Consider the following 15765-nt stretch of genomic DNA (forward strand, 5'->3'; position numbering starts at 1 on the left):
CTGGTCCGAAGGGTGGGGCTGCAAAGCCGCATTGTGCGCCGTTGTCGCGGCCGCTCCAATGGCGGCATGAACGAGACGATGTACTTCTATGGGTTGCTGGTGGTGGTGTTCGTGCTGGCCGGCGTGGTCAAGGGCGTGACCGGCATGGGGCTGCCGACGGTGGCGATGGGCTTGTTGGGCGGCGCGCTGTCGCCGGTGGCGGCCGCATCGATGCTGTTCATTCCCACCTTCGTGACCAATGCCTGGCAGTTGCTGTCCGGCCCATCGCTGGGCCATACCGTGCGGCGGCTGTGGCCAATGATGCTGGCGGTGGTGGTGGTGACGCTGGGCTCGGCGGCGCTGCTGGTGCGGGTGGACCGCGATCTTTCGCGCATGGCGCTTGGCGTGGCGTTGGTGGTCTACGCGCTGTACGCACTGGTTGCGCCGGTCTTCCATGTACCGCAGCGGCGCGAGCGTTGGCTGGGGCCGCTGGTCGGGGCGATTTCCGGCGTGGTGACCGGTGCCACCGGCGTATTCGTGATGCCGGCGGTGCCTTACCTGCAGTCGCTGGGCCTGCAGCGCGACGAACTGGTGCAGGCGCTGGGGCTGGCGTTCACCGTATCGACGATTTCGCTGACCACCGGCCTGGTACTGCATGGCGCCTTTGGCGTACAGCAGCTGGGCATGAGCGCGTTGGCGGTGCTGCCGGCGCTGGCGGGCATGTGGCTGGGGCAGGTGATCCGGCAGCGCATCAGCGCGCGTGTATTCCGCGCCTGTTTCCTGGGGTTCCTGTTGCTGTTGGGGTTGGAGCTGGTGCTGCGGTCGTTGTTCTGACGTCTTTGTAGAGTCGAGCCATGCTCGACTGATCGCCACAGCAGTCGAGCAAGGCTCGACGCTACAGGCCGGCGTGGCCCGGATCGCGGGCATGAAAAAACCCGCTTTCGCGGGTCTTTTTCATTCTCGACGTGGTGCCCAGGAGAGGACTCGAACCTCCACGGTTTTACCCGCTAGTACCTGAAACTAGTGCGTCTACCAATTCCGCCACCTGGGCGTCGAGGAGCGAGATTATGAGGTGTTGTTACGGGGGTGTCAACACCTTTCGCAGCGCCGGGGCCGGATCCCGTTTCGCTTGCGAAAGGGGCTCTGACCCCAGGCCAGAGCGCCGGATTGCAGGCAAAAAAAATCCCCGCCGAAGCGAGGAGTTTTTTCGTTGGTGCCCAGGAGAGGACTCGAACCTCCACGGTTTTACCCGCTAGTACCTGAAACTAGTGCGTCTACCAATTCCGCCACCTGGGCGTTCCAGAGGCGCAATTGTGAAGATGAATCGGCAGGCTGTCAACGCTTTCGCGCAAAAATTTCACGCCCGCCTGCAAAGGTGGCCGCTGACCCGCCGTGCACGCCTGCAACGGCTACCATGTAGGGCGATGACTACTAAAAAACCAAGCAAGGGCGGGAGCAAGTCCCGCAGCCAGGCCCCGACCAAGGGTGCCAAGGCGGGCGCAGCCCGCACCGCCAAGCCGGGCAAGCCGTTGCCGGGCTGGTTCCCGGAATTGAATGAAGGCGGTGCACCACCGCGCGGTCGCAAGGGCCTCAGCGCCGATGCCGCCACCCGGGGCCCGGCCCCGGGCCGCAAGCTGCCGCCGGCCGGCAAGGTGATCGATGATCCCTATGCGGCCCGCGAAGCAGAAAAATACGAACAACCCATTGCCAGCCGCGAGGCCATCCTGGCGCTGCTGGAACGCTGCGAAGGGCCGCAGACCGCCGAAGAACTGGGCGCGCGCCTGGGCCTGACCGCCGCCGACCGTGCCGAGGCGCTGTCGCGCCGGCTGGGCGCGATGGTGCGCGATGGCCAGCTGGTGCAGAACCGCCGCGGCGGCTTCGCGCCGATCCAGACCCTGAACCTGGTCACCGGCGTGGTGATCGCCAACCCGGAAGGGTTCGGCTTCCTGCGCCCGGTCGAGGGTGGCGACGATCTGTTCCTGCCGCCCTATGAAATGCGCAAGGTCATGCACGGTGACAAGGTGCTGGCGCGGGTGACCGGCATCGACCACCGCGGCCGCCGCGAAGGCAGCATTGCCCGCGTGCTTGAGCGCGGCATGACCCGCCTGATCGGTCGCTTCAGCATTGAAATGGGCATCAACTACGTGGTGCCCGATGACAAGCGGATCCAGCGCAACGTGCAGGTGCCGCCGGACCAGACCGGTGGCGCGCGCGATGGCCAACTGGTGGTCTGCGAACTGACCCAGGCACCGGATAGCCGCCGCCCGCCGATCGGCCGCATCATCGCCGTGCTGGGCGACAAGCTGACCGCCTCGCTGGTGGTGGAAACGGCCATCCACGGCCATGAGCTGCCATTCGAGTTCCCGCAGGAAGTGCTGGACGAAGCCGCCTCGGTGCCGCTGGTGGTCGAGCCGGCAATGATCGGCAACCGCGTCGATCTGCGCAGCACGCCGCTGGTCACCATCGACGGCGAGGACGCCAAGGACTTCGATGACGCGGTGTACTGCGAACCGAATGCCGACGGATTCCGCCTGGTGGTGGCCATCGCCGATGTATCCAACTACGTGCGCCCCGGCACGCCGCTGGACGAGGAAGCGCAGAAGCGCGCCACGTCGGTGTATTTCCCGGGCTTCGTGGTGCCGATGCTGCCGGAGACGTTGTCCAACGGCATCTGCTCGCTGATGCCCAAGGTCGACCGCATGTGCTTCGTCTGCGACATGCAGATCGACCGTGACGGCGTGGTCAGCCACTCGCGCTTCTACGAAGCAGTGATGAACTCGCACGCGCGCCTGACCTACACCCAGGTGTGGAAGGCGGTGGGCGAGGACGATGCCGATACCAAGGCCTGGATGGGCGAACTGCTGCCGCAGGTGCAGCGCCTGCACCAGCTGTACAAGGTGCTGGCCAAGGCGCGTGCCAAGCGCGGTGCCATCGAGTTCGAAAGCAGCGAAGTGCGCTTCGTGCTGGACAACCGCGGCGAAGTGACCCAGGCCGGCATGCTGGTGCGCAACGATGCGCACAAGCTGATCGAGGAATGCATGATTGCCGCCAACGTGGAGGCGGCCAGGTACCTGTTGTCGCGCCACGTGCCGGCGCCGTACCGCATCCACGAGAAGCCGCCGGAAACCAAGTACGCCGACCTGCTGGAATTCCTCAAGGAATTCAAGCTGAGCCTGCCGCCGTGGTCGAAGGTGCGCCCGGGCGACTACACCAAGCTGCTGAAGAAGATCCGCGACCGCCCCGATGCCACGCTGCTGGAATCGGTGCTGCTGCGCAGCCAGAGCCTGGCCATCTACAGCCCGGACAACCAGGGCCACTTCGGCTTGGCGCTGGAGGCGTACGCGCACTTCACCTCGCCGATCCGCCGCTACCCCGATCTGCTGGTGCACCGTGCGATCAAGCACGCGCTGTCCGGCAAGCCGCTGGACACCTTCACCTACAACGCCCGCGAGATGGCTGCGCTGGCCCTGCAGTGCTCCGAACGCGAGCGCCGTGCCGACGAGGCCGAGCGCGAAGTGGACGAGCGTTACCGCGCGGCGTGGATGGAAAAGCACGTGGGCGGACAGTTCGACGGCGTGATCAGCGGCGTGACCAGCTTCGGCCTGTTCGTGGAACTGGACGATTCCAAGGTGCAGGGCCTGGTCCACGTGACCCAGCTGCCGCAGGACTACTACAAGTTCGACGCGACCCGGAAAACGCTGAGCGGCGAGCGCCGTGGTGCCAGCTATCGGCTGGGTGACCGCGTGCGCATCCTGGTGCTGAAGGCCAGCATGGAAGAACGCAAGATCGACTTCCGCTTGGTCGAGCACAAGGGCGAGGACGAGGGTGACGGCCTGCCGCCGTTGCCCGAGCGCGGCAAGCCGGCCAAGCGCAAGAAAGAGAAGTATTGACGGTAGCGCCGGGCCATGCCCGGCGGCAGGGACAGAGCGTGCCAACCAAGGTTGGCACCTACAGAGGTTCTCTTCACCCGGTAGGTGCCAACCTTGGTTGGCACGATGTTTCCGAGGAACCCACCATGCAGGGCCATCCCGAATACAGCGGCGGCTGCCAATGCGGCGCGATCCGCTTCCAGGTGCGCGGCGAACTGACCGACAGCTCGATCTGCCATTGCCGCATGTGCCAGAAAGCCTTCGGTGCCTACTACGCGCCGCTGGTCTCGGTGCGAGGCGCGCAGTTCGCCTGGACCCGTGGGCAGCCGCGCCATTTCCAGTCCTCCAACGTGGTGCAGCGCGGGTTCTGCGCCGACTGCGGTACGCCGCTCACTTACGAAGCGCCCGATGGCATGGCGGTGGCGGCCGGGGCGTTCGACCAGCCCGAGCTGTTGCCACCGACCATCCAGTACGGGGCCGAGCGCAAGCTCCCCTTCGTGGATGATCTGGCCCGGTTGCCGGCGCGGCGCACCGAGGAGGACGTGGCCGCGCTGGAGTTCCTGGCCACGATCGTGTCCCACCAGCACCCCGACCACGACACCCCGCATTGGCCAGCGCGCAGCCGTTCAGCCGAAGGATGAACGGCGGGTAGCGCCGGGCCATGCCCGGCGGGCACGCAGCGCGGCCGCCGCCGATGCTCTACCATAGCCACCCCCTTTCCGGTCCCCGCCCGCATGAGCAAGAACAGCCAGTGGATTGTCGGCGTCAACGCCGTCGCCTCCTCCATCGAGAACGACGCCGACAACGTCCGCGAAGTGCTGGTCGAGGCCGGTGCGAAGAACCCGCGCCTGACCGAGATCGAAGAGAACGCCCGCCGCAAGGGCATCGACGTGCGCAAGGTCAACAGCCAGGCGCTGGACGGCGTGGGCGGTTCGGTGCGCCACCAGGGCGTGGCCGCGCGTTACGCCGCTGCCCGCACCTACAGCGAGAACGAGCTGGAAGGCCTGGTGACCGCCGCCGAGGGCAAGGCCCTGCTGCTGGTGCTGGACGAGGTGCAGGACCCGCACAACCTGGGCGCCTGCCTGCGCTCGGCGGCAGCGTCCGGTGCCACGGCGGTCATCATTCCCAAGGACAAATCGGCCACGGTGAACGCCACCGTGCGCAAGACCTCGGCCGGCGCCGCCGACCGCATTCCGGTGGTGGCGGTGACCAACCTGTCGCGCTGCCTGAAGGATCTGCAGAAGCAGGGCGTGTGGATCTACGGCCTGGCCGGCGAAGCCACCGCCTCGCTGTACGACCTGGACCTGAAGGGCAACATCGCGCTGGTGCTGGGCGGTGAGGCCGACGGCCTGCGCCGCCTGACCCGCGAGAACTGCGATGGCCTGGTGAAGATTCCGATGCCGGGCGAGATCGAGAGCCTGAACGTCTCCGTCGCCGCCGGCATCAGCCTGTTCGAAGCCGTACGCCAGCGCGGTTGAGTGCGGGGTCGGATCCCTTTTTCCTGGAAAAGGGCTCTGATCCCTTCCCATGTGCCGTGTCGACCAAGGTCGACACCTACCTGGTAGGCGCCAACCTTGGTTGGCGCTCCTGCCGCGTCACCCCGCGCTGCCGCCCAGTGCCTTGAACAGGGTGACATCGTTGTTCAACTGGCTCTGCCGCACGCGCGCCAGCGACAGTTCGGCATCGCGCCGGGTCTGCTGTGCCTCCAGCCAGGTGCGCAGATCGGTGGCGCCCACCCGGTAGCGCACTTCCTGCGCGCGTTCCACTTCCACCGCCTGGTCGTACGAGGCCTGCGAGGCTTCGACCTGGCGTGCCAGCTGTTCGCGCGCCGACAGCGCGTTGTCCACTTCAGACAGTGCCGTGTACAGCGTCTTGCGGAAGTTGGTGGCGTCGATCTGGTAGGCGGTGCCGGCAATGTCGGTATCCAGCTGCGCCCGCTGCAGGTTCAGGAACGGCAGCGACAGGCCTGCGCCCAGGGTGGCCACCGGGTTGCGCAGCACATCGCCCAGTGACGTGGCGCTGGAGCCGACGCTGCCGGTCAGGCTGAGCGCGGGGTAGTACTGGGTGGCCGTCACCTTGATGGTCTTCAGGCTGTTGCGCAGGCGCAGCTCGGCCGCGCGCAGGTCGGGGCGGCGGCCCAGCAGATCGGCCGGCAGGCCCTCGGCAATGGCCGGGCTGCGTGCATCGTCCAGGTTCTGTGGCTCGTCCTGCTGCGGCCACGGCGTGCCATCGAGCAGCACGGTCAGCGCATTGCGCACTTCCACCCGCTGCTGTTCCAGCGCGCTCTGCGCCGAGCGCTGCGACTGCAGGTTCTGCTCTGCCTGACGTACTTCCAGCCGCGATACTGCACCGGCGTCGAAGCGCGCCTGCACCAGGTCGCGCGTGCGCTGCAGGCGCTCCAGGTTGGCTTGGCCGCTGGCGATGGACTGGTTCAGATAGGCCAGGGTCCAGTACTGGGTGATGGTGTCGCCGATCACCAGCAGCGCGGTGTTCTGCCGGTCTTCCTCGCTGGCCTGGGCTTCCCAGCGGGCGATGTCGCGCTGGGTGCGCAGGCGTCCCCACAGGTCGATTTCCCAGCCCAGCGACACGCCGGTGGAATAGCTGCGGCTCCAGTCGTCGGCCTGGTCGATGGCGCGGCTGCCGCTGCCACTCACGCCCGACGAGGACGGCTGCGGCCACAACGCGTTGCTGGCCAGCCCGGCCTGCAGGCGCGCGCGCTGCACGGCCAGCCCGGCGGCGCCCAGGTCACTGTTGGCCTGCAGTGCGCGTGCGACCAGCCGGTCCAGGCGTTCATCGCCGAACCCCTGCCACCAGGTGTCCTGGCGGATATCACGGCTGGGCGTGTCCAGGCTGCTGCGCGGGTCGTCGGCGGGCGCGTTGAGGGTGGCGTCGCCGCGCCCCCAGGTGGCCGCCACTTCGGGATCCTGGGTCGGGTAGCGGCCCACCGATGCGCAGCCGGACAGGGCCAGCAGCACGGCGCCAGCCAGCAGCAGACGGGTAGGGGCAGGGAAGGGCAGTCGGGTCATCATCATCTTCATTCGCGGGCCAGTGCCTCCACCGGGTCGAGCTGGGCGGCACTGCGTGCCGGCAGGAATCCAAAGGCCACGCCGATCAGGGTGGAACAGGCGAACGCAGCAACGATCGAGGCGGTGGAGAACAGCACCTGGAAATCAGTGGAGAAGCGTCCGATCAGCGCGCCCAGCAGCAGTGCCAGGCCTACGCCGAGCAGGCCGCCCATCAGGCAGACCAGCACCGCTTCGATCAGGAACTGCTGGCGGATGTCGCTCTGCCGTGCGCCCACGGCCATGCGCACGCCGATCTCGCGGGTGCGCTCGGTCACCGACACCAGCATGATGTTCATCACCCCGATACCGCCCACCAGCAGCGCGATGGCAGCAATGGCGCCGATCAGCAGGGTCATGGTGCGGGTGGTCTGCTCGATGGTCTCGCGGATTTCCGCGCTGTTGCTCAGGAAGAAATCCTCGGTGCCATGGCGCAGCGTCAGCAGGCGGGTGATGGCCTCCTGCGCGGCATCCATCGGCGTTTTGTCATTCACCCGCACGGTGATGCTGGACACGTGGCTCTGCCCCAGCATGCGCGACATCACCGTGGTGTAGGGCACGAACACGCCCAGGCTGGTGCTGCCGCCGAAGCCGAAACTCTGCTTCTTGGCCACGCCGACCACGCGAACCGGCACGTTGCCGAGCAGGATAACCTGGCCGACCGGGTCGCTGTCGGGGAAGAACTGGGTCTTGGTGTTCTCGTCGATCACCGCTTCCTGCGCCAGGCCCTTCACCGCGTCGGTGTCGAAGAAGCTGCCGCTGAGCAGCGTAATACCCTTGACCCGGAAGTACTGGTCGCCCACGCCACTGATCTGCGCGGTGGCCGACTGGTTGCGGTAGCGCGCGGTGACCGAGGTCGACACGCTGGGGGTGGCACTGTCCACGTAGCTCTGCGTTGCCAGTGCGTCGGCGTCGGTGGCCTTCAGGGTCTGCACCCGCGCCGACCGCATGTCACCAAACCCGCGACCGGGGTAGACGTCGATGGTGTTGGTGCCTAGCGCGCTGATGTTCTGCAGGATCTGCTGCTGCGAACCGTTGCCCAGGGCCACCACCGAAACCACCGAGGCAATGCCGATGATGATGCCGAGCATGGTCAGGAAGGTGCGCAGGCGGTGCGCGTTCATGGCCAGCAGGGCCATGCGGAAGGCTTCGGTGAAGCGGTCGCGTGCGGCGCGCCAGCTGCTTCCGCGGGCCACGCCGATGCTCGCTTCGCGCTGCGCCCGATGGCTGGGCGCCTTCGGGTTGGCGCGGTCGGCGATGATTTCTCCGTCGCGGATTTCGATGATGCGCTGGGCGTGTTCGGCCACGCTCATGTCGTGGGTGACGATGATGATGGTGTGGCCTTCGGCGTGCAGCTCGCCGAGGATGGCCATCACTTCTTCGCCGGATTTCGTGTCCAGTGCGCCGGTCGGTTCGTCGGCCAGGATCACCTCGCCACCGTTCATCAGGGCGCGGGCGATCGACACGCGCTGCTGCTGGCCACCGGAAAGCTGGCCGGGCTTGTGGTGCATGCGATCGCCCAGGCCCAAGCGCTGCAGCAGCTGTTCTGCACGCGCGTTGCGCACCGGGCCGGGGCTGCCGGCGTAGACGGCCGGCACTTCCACGTTGCCGCGCGCGTCCAGGTCGCCCAGCAGGTGGTAGCGCTGGAAGATGAAACCGAAATGTTCGCGGCGCAGTTCGGCCAGCGCATCCGGTTCCATGTTGCCGGTCTCGCGGCCGGCCACCTGGTAGCTGCCACGGGTGGGCCGGTCCAGGCAGCCCAGGATGTTCATCAGGGTGGACTTGCCGGAGCCGGACTGGCCGACGATGGCCACCTTTTCGCCGGCATGGATATCCACGTTGACATCGCGCAGTACGGCGATCATCTCGTCGCCGGCGGGAAACTCGCGGCGCAGATCCCGCAGGCGCAGCAGGGGGGCGCCGTGGCTCATCGGCGCGGCCCCATGCCACCGGGCGGGCCCATGCGCATGCCGCCGCTGCGGTTGCTGTTGCCGCTGCTGGCCGCCACGGCGCTGGCTTCACCCACCACCACGCGTTCGCCTTCCTCCAGCCCGGACAGGATCTGTGCGCTGGCGCCGTTGCTGATGCCCACCTTCACCTTGCGCGGCTGCGGCTGGCCGTTCTCGCCCACCACCCGCACCATGCGCTGGCCATCGCGGGTCTTCGGGCCCAGCGCCACGGCCGGAACAAGCAGCGCGCCCTTGGCCTGGTTCAACAACACCGAGACCTGAGCGGTCATGTCGATGCGCAGGGTGCCGTCGGGGTTTTCCACGTCGAACAGGGCGTTGTAGTACACCGCGCTGCTGGAGCTGGAACTGGACGAACTGCTGGAGCTGGACGAGCTTTCATTGGCGATGGACGACGGCGCCGGATTGATCTGCCGCAGCGTGGCGTGGTACTTGCGGTCCGGGTCGCCCAGGGTGGTGAAGTACACCGGCATGCCGGCCTTGATCTTCACCACATCGGCCTCGGACACTTCGGCGTTCACGGTCACCACGTCCAGCCGCGCCAGCATCACGATGGTCGGCGCGGTCTGGTTGGCGTTCACCGTGCGGCCTTCTTCGGCCACCACGGCCACCACGGTGCCATCCATCGGCGCGGTGATGCGGGTGTAGGCCAGGTTGGCGCGGGCGGTGCCCAGTTCGGTTTCGCGGCCCTTGATCTGCGCCTCGTAGGATTGCAGCTGCGCGCGAGCGGTCTTCAGCGTGGCTTCGGCGGCATCGTATTCCTGGCGCGAGGTCGCCTCGGCGGCCAGCATCTGCTTCTGCCGGGCGAAATCCAGTTCGGCCTGGCGCAGGGTGGCCTGCTGCACGGCGCGCTGGGCGATCACCTGGTCCAGCGATGCCTGCGCATTGAGCACCTGGTTCTGCTGGGTGGTGGCATCGATCTCGGCAATCAGGTCACCTTCCTTCACCGTGTCGCCCAGCTGCACCTTCAGCGATTTGATCTGGCCCGAGGCCTGGGCACCCACGCTGACCAGCTTGTAGGCATCGATCACCCCGGTGGCTTCCACGGTCTGTTCGATATCGCCACGGCTGACCGCGGTGGTGGCCAGGGCCGGTGCGGCCGGCTTGCGCAGCAGCCACCAGGCGGCCACGGCAGCGACCAGGACAAGCACGGCGATCAGCATCAGGCGACCTTTGCGGGTCGCGGGCAACAGGCGGGAGATCACGTCGGGGGCTTCACTCTGGGGGCCGCGGGGCGGCGTTGGCAGGCATTGTGAAGAGCCGACGAGGCCGCGCTCAATCCTCGGGGTGTGTCTGTATGTAACACTGTCGGGCAGAGTGCGTAACCGCAGGTATCCGGCCCTGCCGTGGATACAGTGCTACGCAATGGCCAGGATGCGGTTCAGCTCCCGACACGGGAAAATCGCCACATGGAGACCGAAACCCCGATGCATCGACTGCTGATCGTCGACGACGACAACGACATCCGTACCCTGCTGGCCGAACAGCTGGGCCGGGCCGGCTATCTGGTCAGCACGGCCGCCGACGGCACCAGCATGCGCCAACTGCTGGACCGCGAGCATGTGGACCTGATCGTGCTGGACCTGAACCTGCCGCGCGAAGACGGGCTGACCTTGTGCCGCGACCTGCGCGCACGGTCCAATACGCCGGTGATCATGCTGACCGCGCGCGCCGAGCCGATCGACCGCGTGCTGGGCCTGGAAATGGGCGCCGACGATTACCTGGCCAAGCCGTTCGAACCGCGCGAGCTGCTGGCCCGCATCCGCAACGTGCTGCGCCGGACCGAAGCGTTGCCGGCCAACCTGGAGCCGCTGGCGGTGCGCCGCGCGCGTTTCTCGCGCTGGGTGTTTGACCTGGAGCACCGGCATCTGGTGGATCCCGATGGCCGCGTGGTGGTGCTGTCCGGCGCCGAGTTCCGCCTGCTGCGCGTGTTCATCGCCCATGCCAACAAGGTGCTGTCGCGCGAGCAGCTGGTGGCACTGAGCAGTGGCCGCAACTATGAAGCGCAGGACCGTGCGATCGACCTGCAGGTCAGCCGCCTGCGCAACAAGCTGGCCGATGACGGCGGCCCGGACGGCCTGATCAAGACCGTGCGCAACGAAGGCTATGTGCTGGCCTCGTCGGTGCAGATGGAATAACCCCGATGCAGCGCCTGCGCCATTTCCTGTCCTCGATGGTGGGACGCCTGTTCGTGATCCTGCTGCTGGGCATGGCGGTGGCCGCGATCGGTGCGACCATGCTGGCCTCGTCGAAGCGCCAGCAGGAGTTCGAGCGGCAGAACCTGAACCGCGTGGCCGATCGCCTGCAGGGCTACGTGAACATGCTCGACGGCAACCCGGAGCTGCGCGAGCGCCTGCTGGAGACCGGCGGGCCGAGCGTGCGTTCGTTGCCGCCGGATGCGCGCCTGGGGCGGCAGGACACCGCGTTGATGCAGGTGCTCGATGACCGCGCCGGGCCGGTGGCGCGCGCGCATGTGCACTTCACCTCGTTCCGTTCGTGCATTCCCCGCCTGCAGGAATTCCTGCCGCCACCGCCGCCGCCGAATGGCCATCGCCGTCCGCCGCGCGAGCGCGATCCGTCCTTCATTCCGCCCAAGTGCCGGGCCGTGGATGTGACGTTGAGCGACGGCACCCTGCTGAAGCTGGCGCTGGATTCACCGGCCGTGGCGCACAACGGCATCCTGGCAGTCGATCCGTTGTTCCTGACCCTGCTGGTGCTGGCCATCGGCGTGCTGGCCTATATCGTGGCGCGCATGTCCAGCAAGCCGCTGCAGGAACTGGCGTCGGCGGCCGAAGAACTGGGCGACGATCTGCAGCGTGCACCGCTGCCGCTGCGCGGCCCGCGCGAGGTGCAGCGCGCCGCCGAGGCCTTCAACGCCATGCAGCAGCGCCTGCAGCGGCATCTGGCCGAGCGCACGCAGATGCTGGCGGCGATCACCCACGACCTGCAGACGCCGCTGACCCGGCTGCGCCTGCGCCTGGAAAACGTGGGCGACGAAGCCCTGCGCGAACGCCTGATCGGCGACCTGGCCGCGATGCAGGCGCTGGTGCGCGAGGGCCTGGAACTGGCGCGCAGCGCCGAAAGTTCCGAGCAGCGCGCCGCCCTGGACCTGGATTCGCTGCTGGAAAGCATTGTCGAGGACACCGCCGAGGGCGGTGCCGACGTGGCCTTCCAGGGCCGCAGCGGGGCGGTGCTGATGCTGCGCCCGCTGGCCATGCACCGGCTGTTCTCGAACCTGGTGGACAACGCGGTGATGTACGCGCAGCGGGTGCGGGTACGGGTGGAGCGCGATCAGGAGGGCATCACCGTGGTGGTGGCCGACGATGGCCCCGGCCTGGCCGACGACCAGCTGGAAGCGGTGTTCGACCCGTTCGTGCGGGTGGAGACGTCGCGTTCGCGCGAGACCGGCGGCGCCGGGCTGGGCCTGACCATCGCCCGTGCCCTGGCCGAAAAGGATGGCGGCCGGCTGTGGCTGCGCAACCGGCCGGCCGGCGGCCTGGAGGCCGTGGTGCACTGGCCGGCCAGCACCCAGGCCCGCCCGTAGATCCACGCCATGCGTGGATCGCATTACGCCCGGGCGCCGGGGCTGCGGTGACGCCGAAGGGGGTGTTTGCCCTATCATTCGCGTCAACTTCCCAGCGCTTGACCGATGACCCAGCCCGTTCGTGCCGGCGTGCGGCCCCGTGCCGCCCCGCTGCCCCCGTTGCTGCCTGTTGCCCGCCCGGGCAACCGCACCTGGCCCTTGCCCCTGCGGTAATGGGCGGAACGGGGGCTGGCAGGCGCCTGGCGGGGCGCCACCCGGGAACCTGGATCGCACCGCTGCTGCGGTGGGCGCTGCTGTGCCTGCTGCTGGCCCTGGCGCCGCCACTGGCCGCGGCCCACGAGGGCGCGCCGCCGCTGCGCGATTACGCCATCGACGTGTGGACCTCGCGCAACGGGCTGCCGCACAACTCGCTGCGCGACATCGCGCAGACCCCGGAAGGGCACCTGTGGTTCGCCACCTGGGAAGGGCTGGTGCGCTACAACGGGCTGGACTTCACCGTCTTCGACCGCAGCACCCGGCCGGGGCTGCCGGACAATGGCGTCGGCGCGCTCTACGTGGATCGGCAGGGCGGCCTGTGGGTCAGCGATTCGCGCGGCAACGTCAGCTACCGTTCCGGTGATGGCCGCTGGCGGGTCTGGGAGCACGGGCCGAACAGCCCGCAGGTGCTGATCCAGGCCATGCAGATGGACAGCCAGGGCCGCCTGTGGCTGCTCTATGAGGGTAAGGGCCTGGGCTACCTGACCCCGGACGGCGGCATGGTGTTCGAGACCCCGCCGCCGGGCCTGCCGGTGGCGATGAGCTTCACCAAACTGGTGGTGGACGCCCAGGACCGGGTGTGGATCGGCACGCTGGACGGCCTGCTGCTGCGCGACACCGACGGCGACATGAAGCGCGCGCCGCCGGGCTGGGGCGTGGGCAGTGGCCTGTCCTGGCCGTACCGGGCGCCCGATGGCGCGCTCTGGATCGTGGCCGGTGAGCGCCTGTACCGGGTGGAAGATGACCGCCTGGTGCTGGTACACCGCCTGCCCGGACAGCTGCACATGACGGCCATGCTGCAGGACCGCCATGGTGATATCTGGCTGGGCACCGAGAACCAGGGCCTGCTGCGCATTTCCGCGCACGGCATGGAGCGCCTGCCGGCCGGCCTGAACCTGCCGGGCGGGCGCGTGGTCAGCCTGCGCGAGGATGCCGAAGGCAGCATCTGGGTGGGCGCCAATGGCGGCCTGTACCGGCTGCGCGAAACCCTGTTCAGCAGCTACACCGAGCGCGATGGCCTGAGCGGCGATTACGTGCGCACGGTGTTCGAGGACCGCGACCGTCGCCTGTGGGTGGGCAGTGCCAGTGGCCTGGACGTGCAGACCGATGATGGGCACTTCCGTGCCATGCCGCTGCACAACCGCGGCGGCAAGGCGCCGTCGGTGCTCAGCCTGGCGCAAGGGCCCGATGGCGACCTGTGGGTGGGAACCTTCGGCGACGGCGTGTACCGGCTGGATGCGCAGGGCCAGCTGCGGCACAACTACGATGCGGCCGACGGCATGCCCGGCGGCAACATCCGCGCGATCAGCGTAGGCGCCGACGGTGTGGTGTGGGCCGGCACGCAGAAGGGCGTGGTCTCCATCGAGGGCAGCCGTGTGCAGGTGTCACGCGTGCCGGGCATGCCCAGCGGCCTGATCACGGCGCTGGAGCACGACCACCGGGGCAACCTGTGGATCGGCACGATCGAAGGCATCCATGTACTGCGCGGCGGCAAGGTGCAGCGCATCGACCTGACCGCGCTGGGCGGCGGCCGCAGTGTGTTCGGCTTCCGCCAGATCGGCGAGGCCATGTGGATCAGCAGCGACCGCGGCCTGTACCGCTGGCAGGGCGGGCGCCTGTCGCGGGTGGGGCTGGAACAGGGCATGCCGGTGGATACGGTGTTCCAGCTGGTGCCCGACCGCCTGGGCAATGTCTGGGTAAGCAGCAACCGCGGCGTGCTGCGGACCGACATGGCCACCCTCAACGCGGTGGCCGATGGGCGCGCACCGCGGGTTTCGGTGGAGCGTTACAACGAGATCGATGGCATGGCCAACGCGCAGGCCAACGGCAGTTCCGGTCCGTCGGCGATCCTGCGCCAGGACGGCACCTTCTGGGTGGTGACCGCCGGCGGCCTGAGCACGGTCGACCCGCAGCGCCTGCAGCGCTTCCGCGAGCGCCCGGCGCCGCCTGCCGCCATCGAGAGCGTGCAGGTGGATGGCGTGCCGGTGCACTGGGAAGGCACCGACCACAATTCCATTCCGGGCGGGCGCCGGCTGGCGGTCAGCTTCGTTGGTCTGAGCTACCTGATGTCCGACCGCATCCGCTATCGCACGCGCCTGGAAGGGCTGGACCATGGCTGGGTGGAACGCGGCGCCCAGCGCAGCGTCGAATTCATCGGCCTGCCGCCGGGGGATTACACCCTGCATGTATCAGCCGCGCATCCGGGCGGCGCCTGGGGCCAGCAGGAAGCCGTCTGGAGTTTCAGCGTGCAGCCGTTCTGGTGGCAGCGGCACAGCGTGCAGGCACTGATCGCGCTTCTGTTGATTGCCGGGCTGGTGGCCCTGTACCGGTTCCTGCTGCAGCGCTACCGCTCCAGCAACCTGCGCTTGGCCCAGCGCGTGGATGAGGCCACCTTCGACCTGCAGGCGCAGACCGTGCACCTGCAGGCGCTGAACCAGGAAAAGACCGAGCTGGCCGAGCGCCTGGCGCGGCAGGCCGAAGCATTCGAACGGCAGGCGCGCGAGGATGCGCTGACCGGCCTGGCCAACCGCCGTGGTTTCGATGAAACGCTTGCGCGTGACTTCGCCCGTGCCCAGCGCAGCGGCCACCCGATGTGCCTGGTGGTGCTGGATATCGACCACTTCAAGGATGTGAATGACACCTACAGCCACAGCATCGGCGATGCCGTGCTGGTGGAAGTGGCGCAGTTGATTGCCGCAGCCAGCCGCGATTCCGACCTGCCGGCGCGTACCGGCGGCGAGGAGTTCGCGCTGCTGCTCAACGACACCCGGCTGGAAGAAGCCGCACAACTGTGTGCGCGCCTGCGCGGCCTGTTCCATGATCACGCGGACTGGGCCGGCGTGGCCGCATTGCGGGTGACCTTCAGTGCCGGTCTGGTGGAGCTGGCAACCGACGATCGTACGCCCGCGCTGTTGTACCAGCGCGCCGACCGAGCGCTGTACCGCGCCAAGAGCGACGGTCGCGACCGTACCAGCATCGGTTGATGCCCCTCCACAGCCCGGTGGGCGGTGGGTGCGGACCGTTGGTCCGCACGACCGATGCATTCATCCACGCATGGCGTGGATCTACTGCACTTTGTTTTTCTGATC

10 protein-coding genes and 2 tRNA genes are annotated in these 15765 nt (G+C 68.1%); 7 read left to right on the plus strand and 5 right to left on the minus strand.

Annotation, left to right across the window (positions count from 1 at the left end):
• Nucleotides 1-66 precede the first annotated feature (66 nt).
• Nucleotides 67-813, plus strand: coding sequence for a sulfite exporter TauE/SafE family protein (locus C1922_RS06895; RefSeq protein WP_108749089.1), 747 nt, complete (start codon nt 67-69; stop codon nt 811-813).
• 132 nt (nt 814-945) lie between these two features.
• Here C1922_RS06895 and C1922_RS06900 read toward each other — a convergent pair.
• Nucleotides 946-1030 (minus strand) — tRNA-Leu (locus C1922_RS06900).
• A gap of 160 nt (nt 1031-1190) precedes the next feature.
• Nucleotides 1191-1275: transfer RNA gene (locus tag C1922_RS06905), tRNA-Leu, on the minus strand.
• 128 nt (nt 1276-1403) lie between these two features.
• Here C1922_RS06905 and rnr point away from each other — a divergent pair.
• From rnr to rlmB, 3 genes are all read left to right on the plus strand, one after another.
• Nucleotides 1404-3869 carry a ribonuclease R gene (gene rnr / locus C1922_RS06910; RefSeq protein WP_108749090.1) on the plus strand — a complete coding sequence of 822 codons (2466 nt, stop codon included), beginning with the start codon at nt 1404-1406 and terminating at the stop codon, nt 3867-3869.
• Between the two features lie 125 nt (nt 3870-3994).
• Nucleotides 3995-4489 (plus strand): GFA family protein, encoded by a 495-nt coding sequence (locus C1922_RS06915; protein ID WP_108749091.1) that lies wholly within the window; start codon nt 3995-3997, stop codon nt 4487-4489.
• A gap of 93 nt (nt 4490-4582) precedes the next feature.
• On the plus strand, nt 4583-5326 hold the full coding sequence (rlmB, locus tag C1922_RS06920; protein WP_108749092.1) for a 23S rRNA (guanosine(2251)-2'-O)-methyltransferase RlmB: 744 nt from the start codon (nt 4583-4585) through the stop codon (nt 5324-5326).
• A 117-nt stretch (nt 5327-5443) separates the two neighbouring features.
• On the opposite strand, the gene C1922_RS06925 is transcribed toward rlmB, so the two are convergent.
• From C1922_RS06925 to C1922_RS06935, 3 genes are read right to left on the minus strand one after another with little or no spacing between them, the layout of a single operon-like run.
• Entirely contained in the window at nt 5444-6886 is a 1443-nt protein-coding gene (locus tag C1922_RS06925; protein ID WP_108749093.1) for a TolC family protein, read from the minus strand.
• Nucleotides 6883-8841, minus strand: a complete 1959-nt coding sequence (locus C1922_RS06930) for a MacB family efflux pump subunit (protein WP_108749094.1) — start codon at nt 8839-8841, stop codon at nt 6883-6885. The genes C1922_RS06925 and C1922_RS06930 overlap by 4 nt, the downstream gene beginning before the upstream one ends.
• The gene (locus C1922_RS06935) at nt 8838-10082 is read right to left on the minus strand and encodes an efflux RND transporter periplasmic adaptor subunit (protein ID WP_108749095.1); all 1245 of its coding nucleotides are present in this window, start codon (nt 10080-10082) and stop codon (nt 8838-8840) included. Before C1922_RS06935 ends, C1922_RS06930 begins: the two co-directional genes overlap by 4 nt.
• Nucleotides 10083-10286: 204 nt before the next feature.
• Between C1922_RS06935 and C1922_RS06940 the strand changes: the two genes are divergently transcribed.
• From C1922_RS06940 to C1922_RS06950, 3 genes are all read left to right on the plus strand, one after another.
• Entirely contained in the window at nt 10287-11015 is a 729-nt protein-coding gene (locus tag C1922_RS06940) for a response regulator (protein ID WP_108749096.1), read from the plus strand.
• Between the two features lie 5 nt (nt 11016-11020).
• Complete coding sequence (locus C1922_RS06945) at nt 11021-12421, plus strand: ATP-binding protein (protein ID WP_108749097.1); 1401 nt, start codon at nt 11021-11023, stop codon at nt 12419-12421.
• 212 nt (nt 12422-12633) lie between these two features.
• Nucleotides 12634-15660: a ligand-binding sensor domain-containing diguanylate cyclase gene (locus C1922_RS06950; RefSeq protein ID WP_108749098.1), complete on the plus strand. Its 3027-nt coding sequence runs from the start codon at nt 12634-12636 to the stop codon at nt 15658-15660.
• Nucleotides 15661-15765 lie beyond the last annotated feature (105 nt).

It is taken from the genome of Stenotrophomonas sp. ZAC14D2_NAIMI4_7 (assembly GCF_003086675.1).
Taxonomy (GTDB): domain Bacteria; phylum Pseudomonadota; class Gammaproteobacteria; order Xanthomonadales; family Xanthomonadaceae; genus Stenotrophomonas.

What these genes read in the sequence shown, in the direction of transcription:
- C1922_RS06895 (WP_108749089.1), top strand. Translation starts at nt 67, where the DNA reads ATGAACGAGACGATGTACTTCTATGGGTTGCTGGTGGTGGTGTTCGTG.
- rnr (WP_108749090.1), top strand. Translation starts at nt 1,404, where the DNA reads ATGACTACTAAAAAACCAAGCAAGGGCGGGAGCAAGTCCCGCAGCCAG.
- C1922_RS06915 (WP_108749091.1), top strand. Translation starts at nt 3,995, where the DNA reads ATGCAGGGCCATCCCGAATACAGCGGCGGCTGCCAATGCGGCGCGATC.
- rlmB (WP_108749092.1), top strand. Translation starts at nt 4,583, where the DNA reads ATGAGCAAGAACAGCCAGTGGATTGTCGGCGTCAACGCCGTCGCCTCC.
- C1922_RS06925 (WP_108749093.1), bottom strand. Translation starts at nt 6,886, where the DNA reads ATGAAGATGATGATGACCCGACTGCCCTTCCCTGCCCCTACCCGTCTG.
- C1922_RS06930 (WP_108749094.1), bottom strand. Translation starts at nt 8,841, where the DNA reads ATGAGCCACGGCGCCCCCCTGCTGCGCCTGCGGGATCTGCGCCGCGAG.
- C1922_RS06940 (WP_108749096.1), top strand. Translation starts at nt 10,287, where the DNA reads ATGGAGACCGAAACCCCGATGCATCGACTGCTGATCGTCGACGACGAC.
- C1922_RS06945 (WP_108749097.1), top strand. Translation starts at nt 11,021, where the DNA reads ATGCAGCGCCTGCGCCATTTCCTGTCCTCGATGGTGGGACGCCTGTTC.
- C1922_RS06950 (WP_108749098.1), top strand. Translation starts at nt 12,634, where the DNA reads ATGGGCGGAACGGGGGCTGGCAGGCGCCTGGCGGGGCGCCACCCGGGA.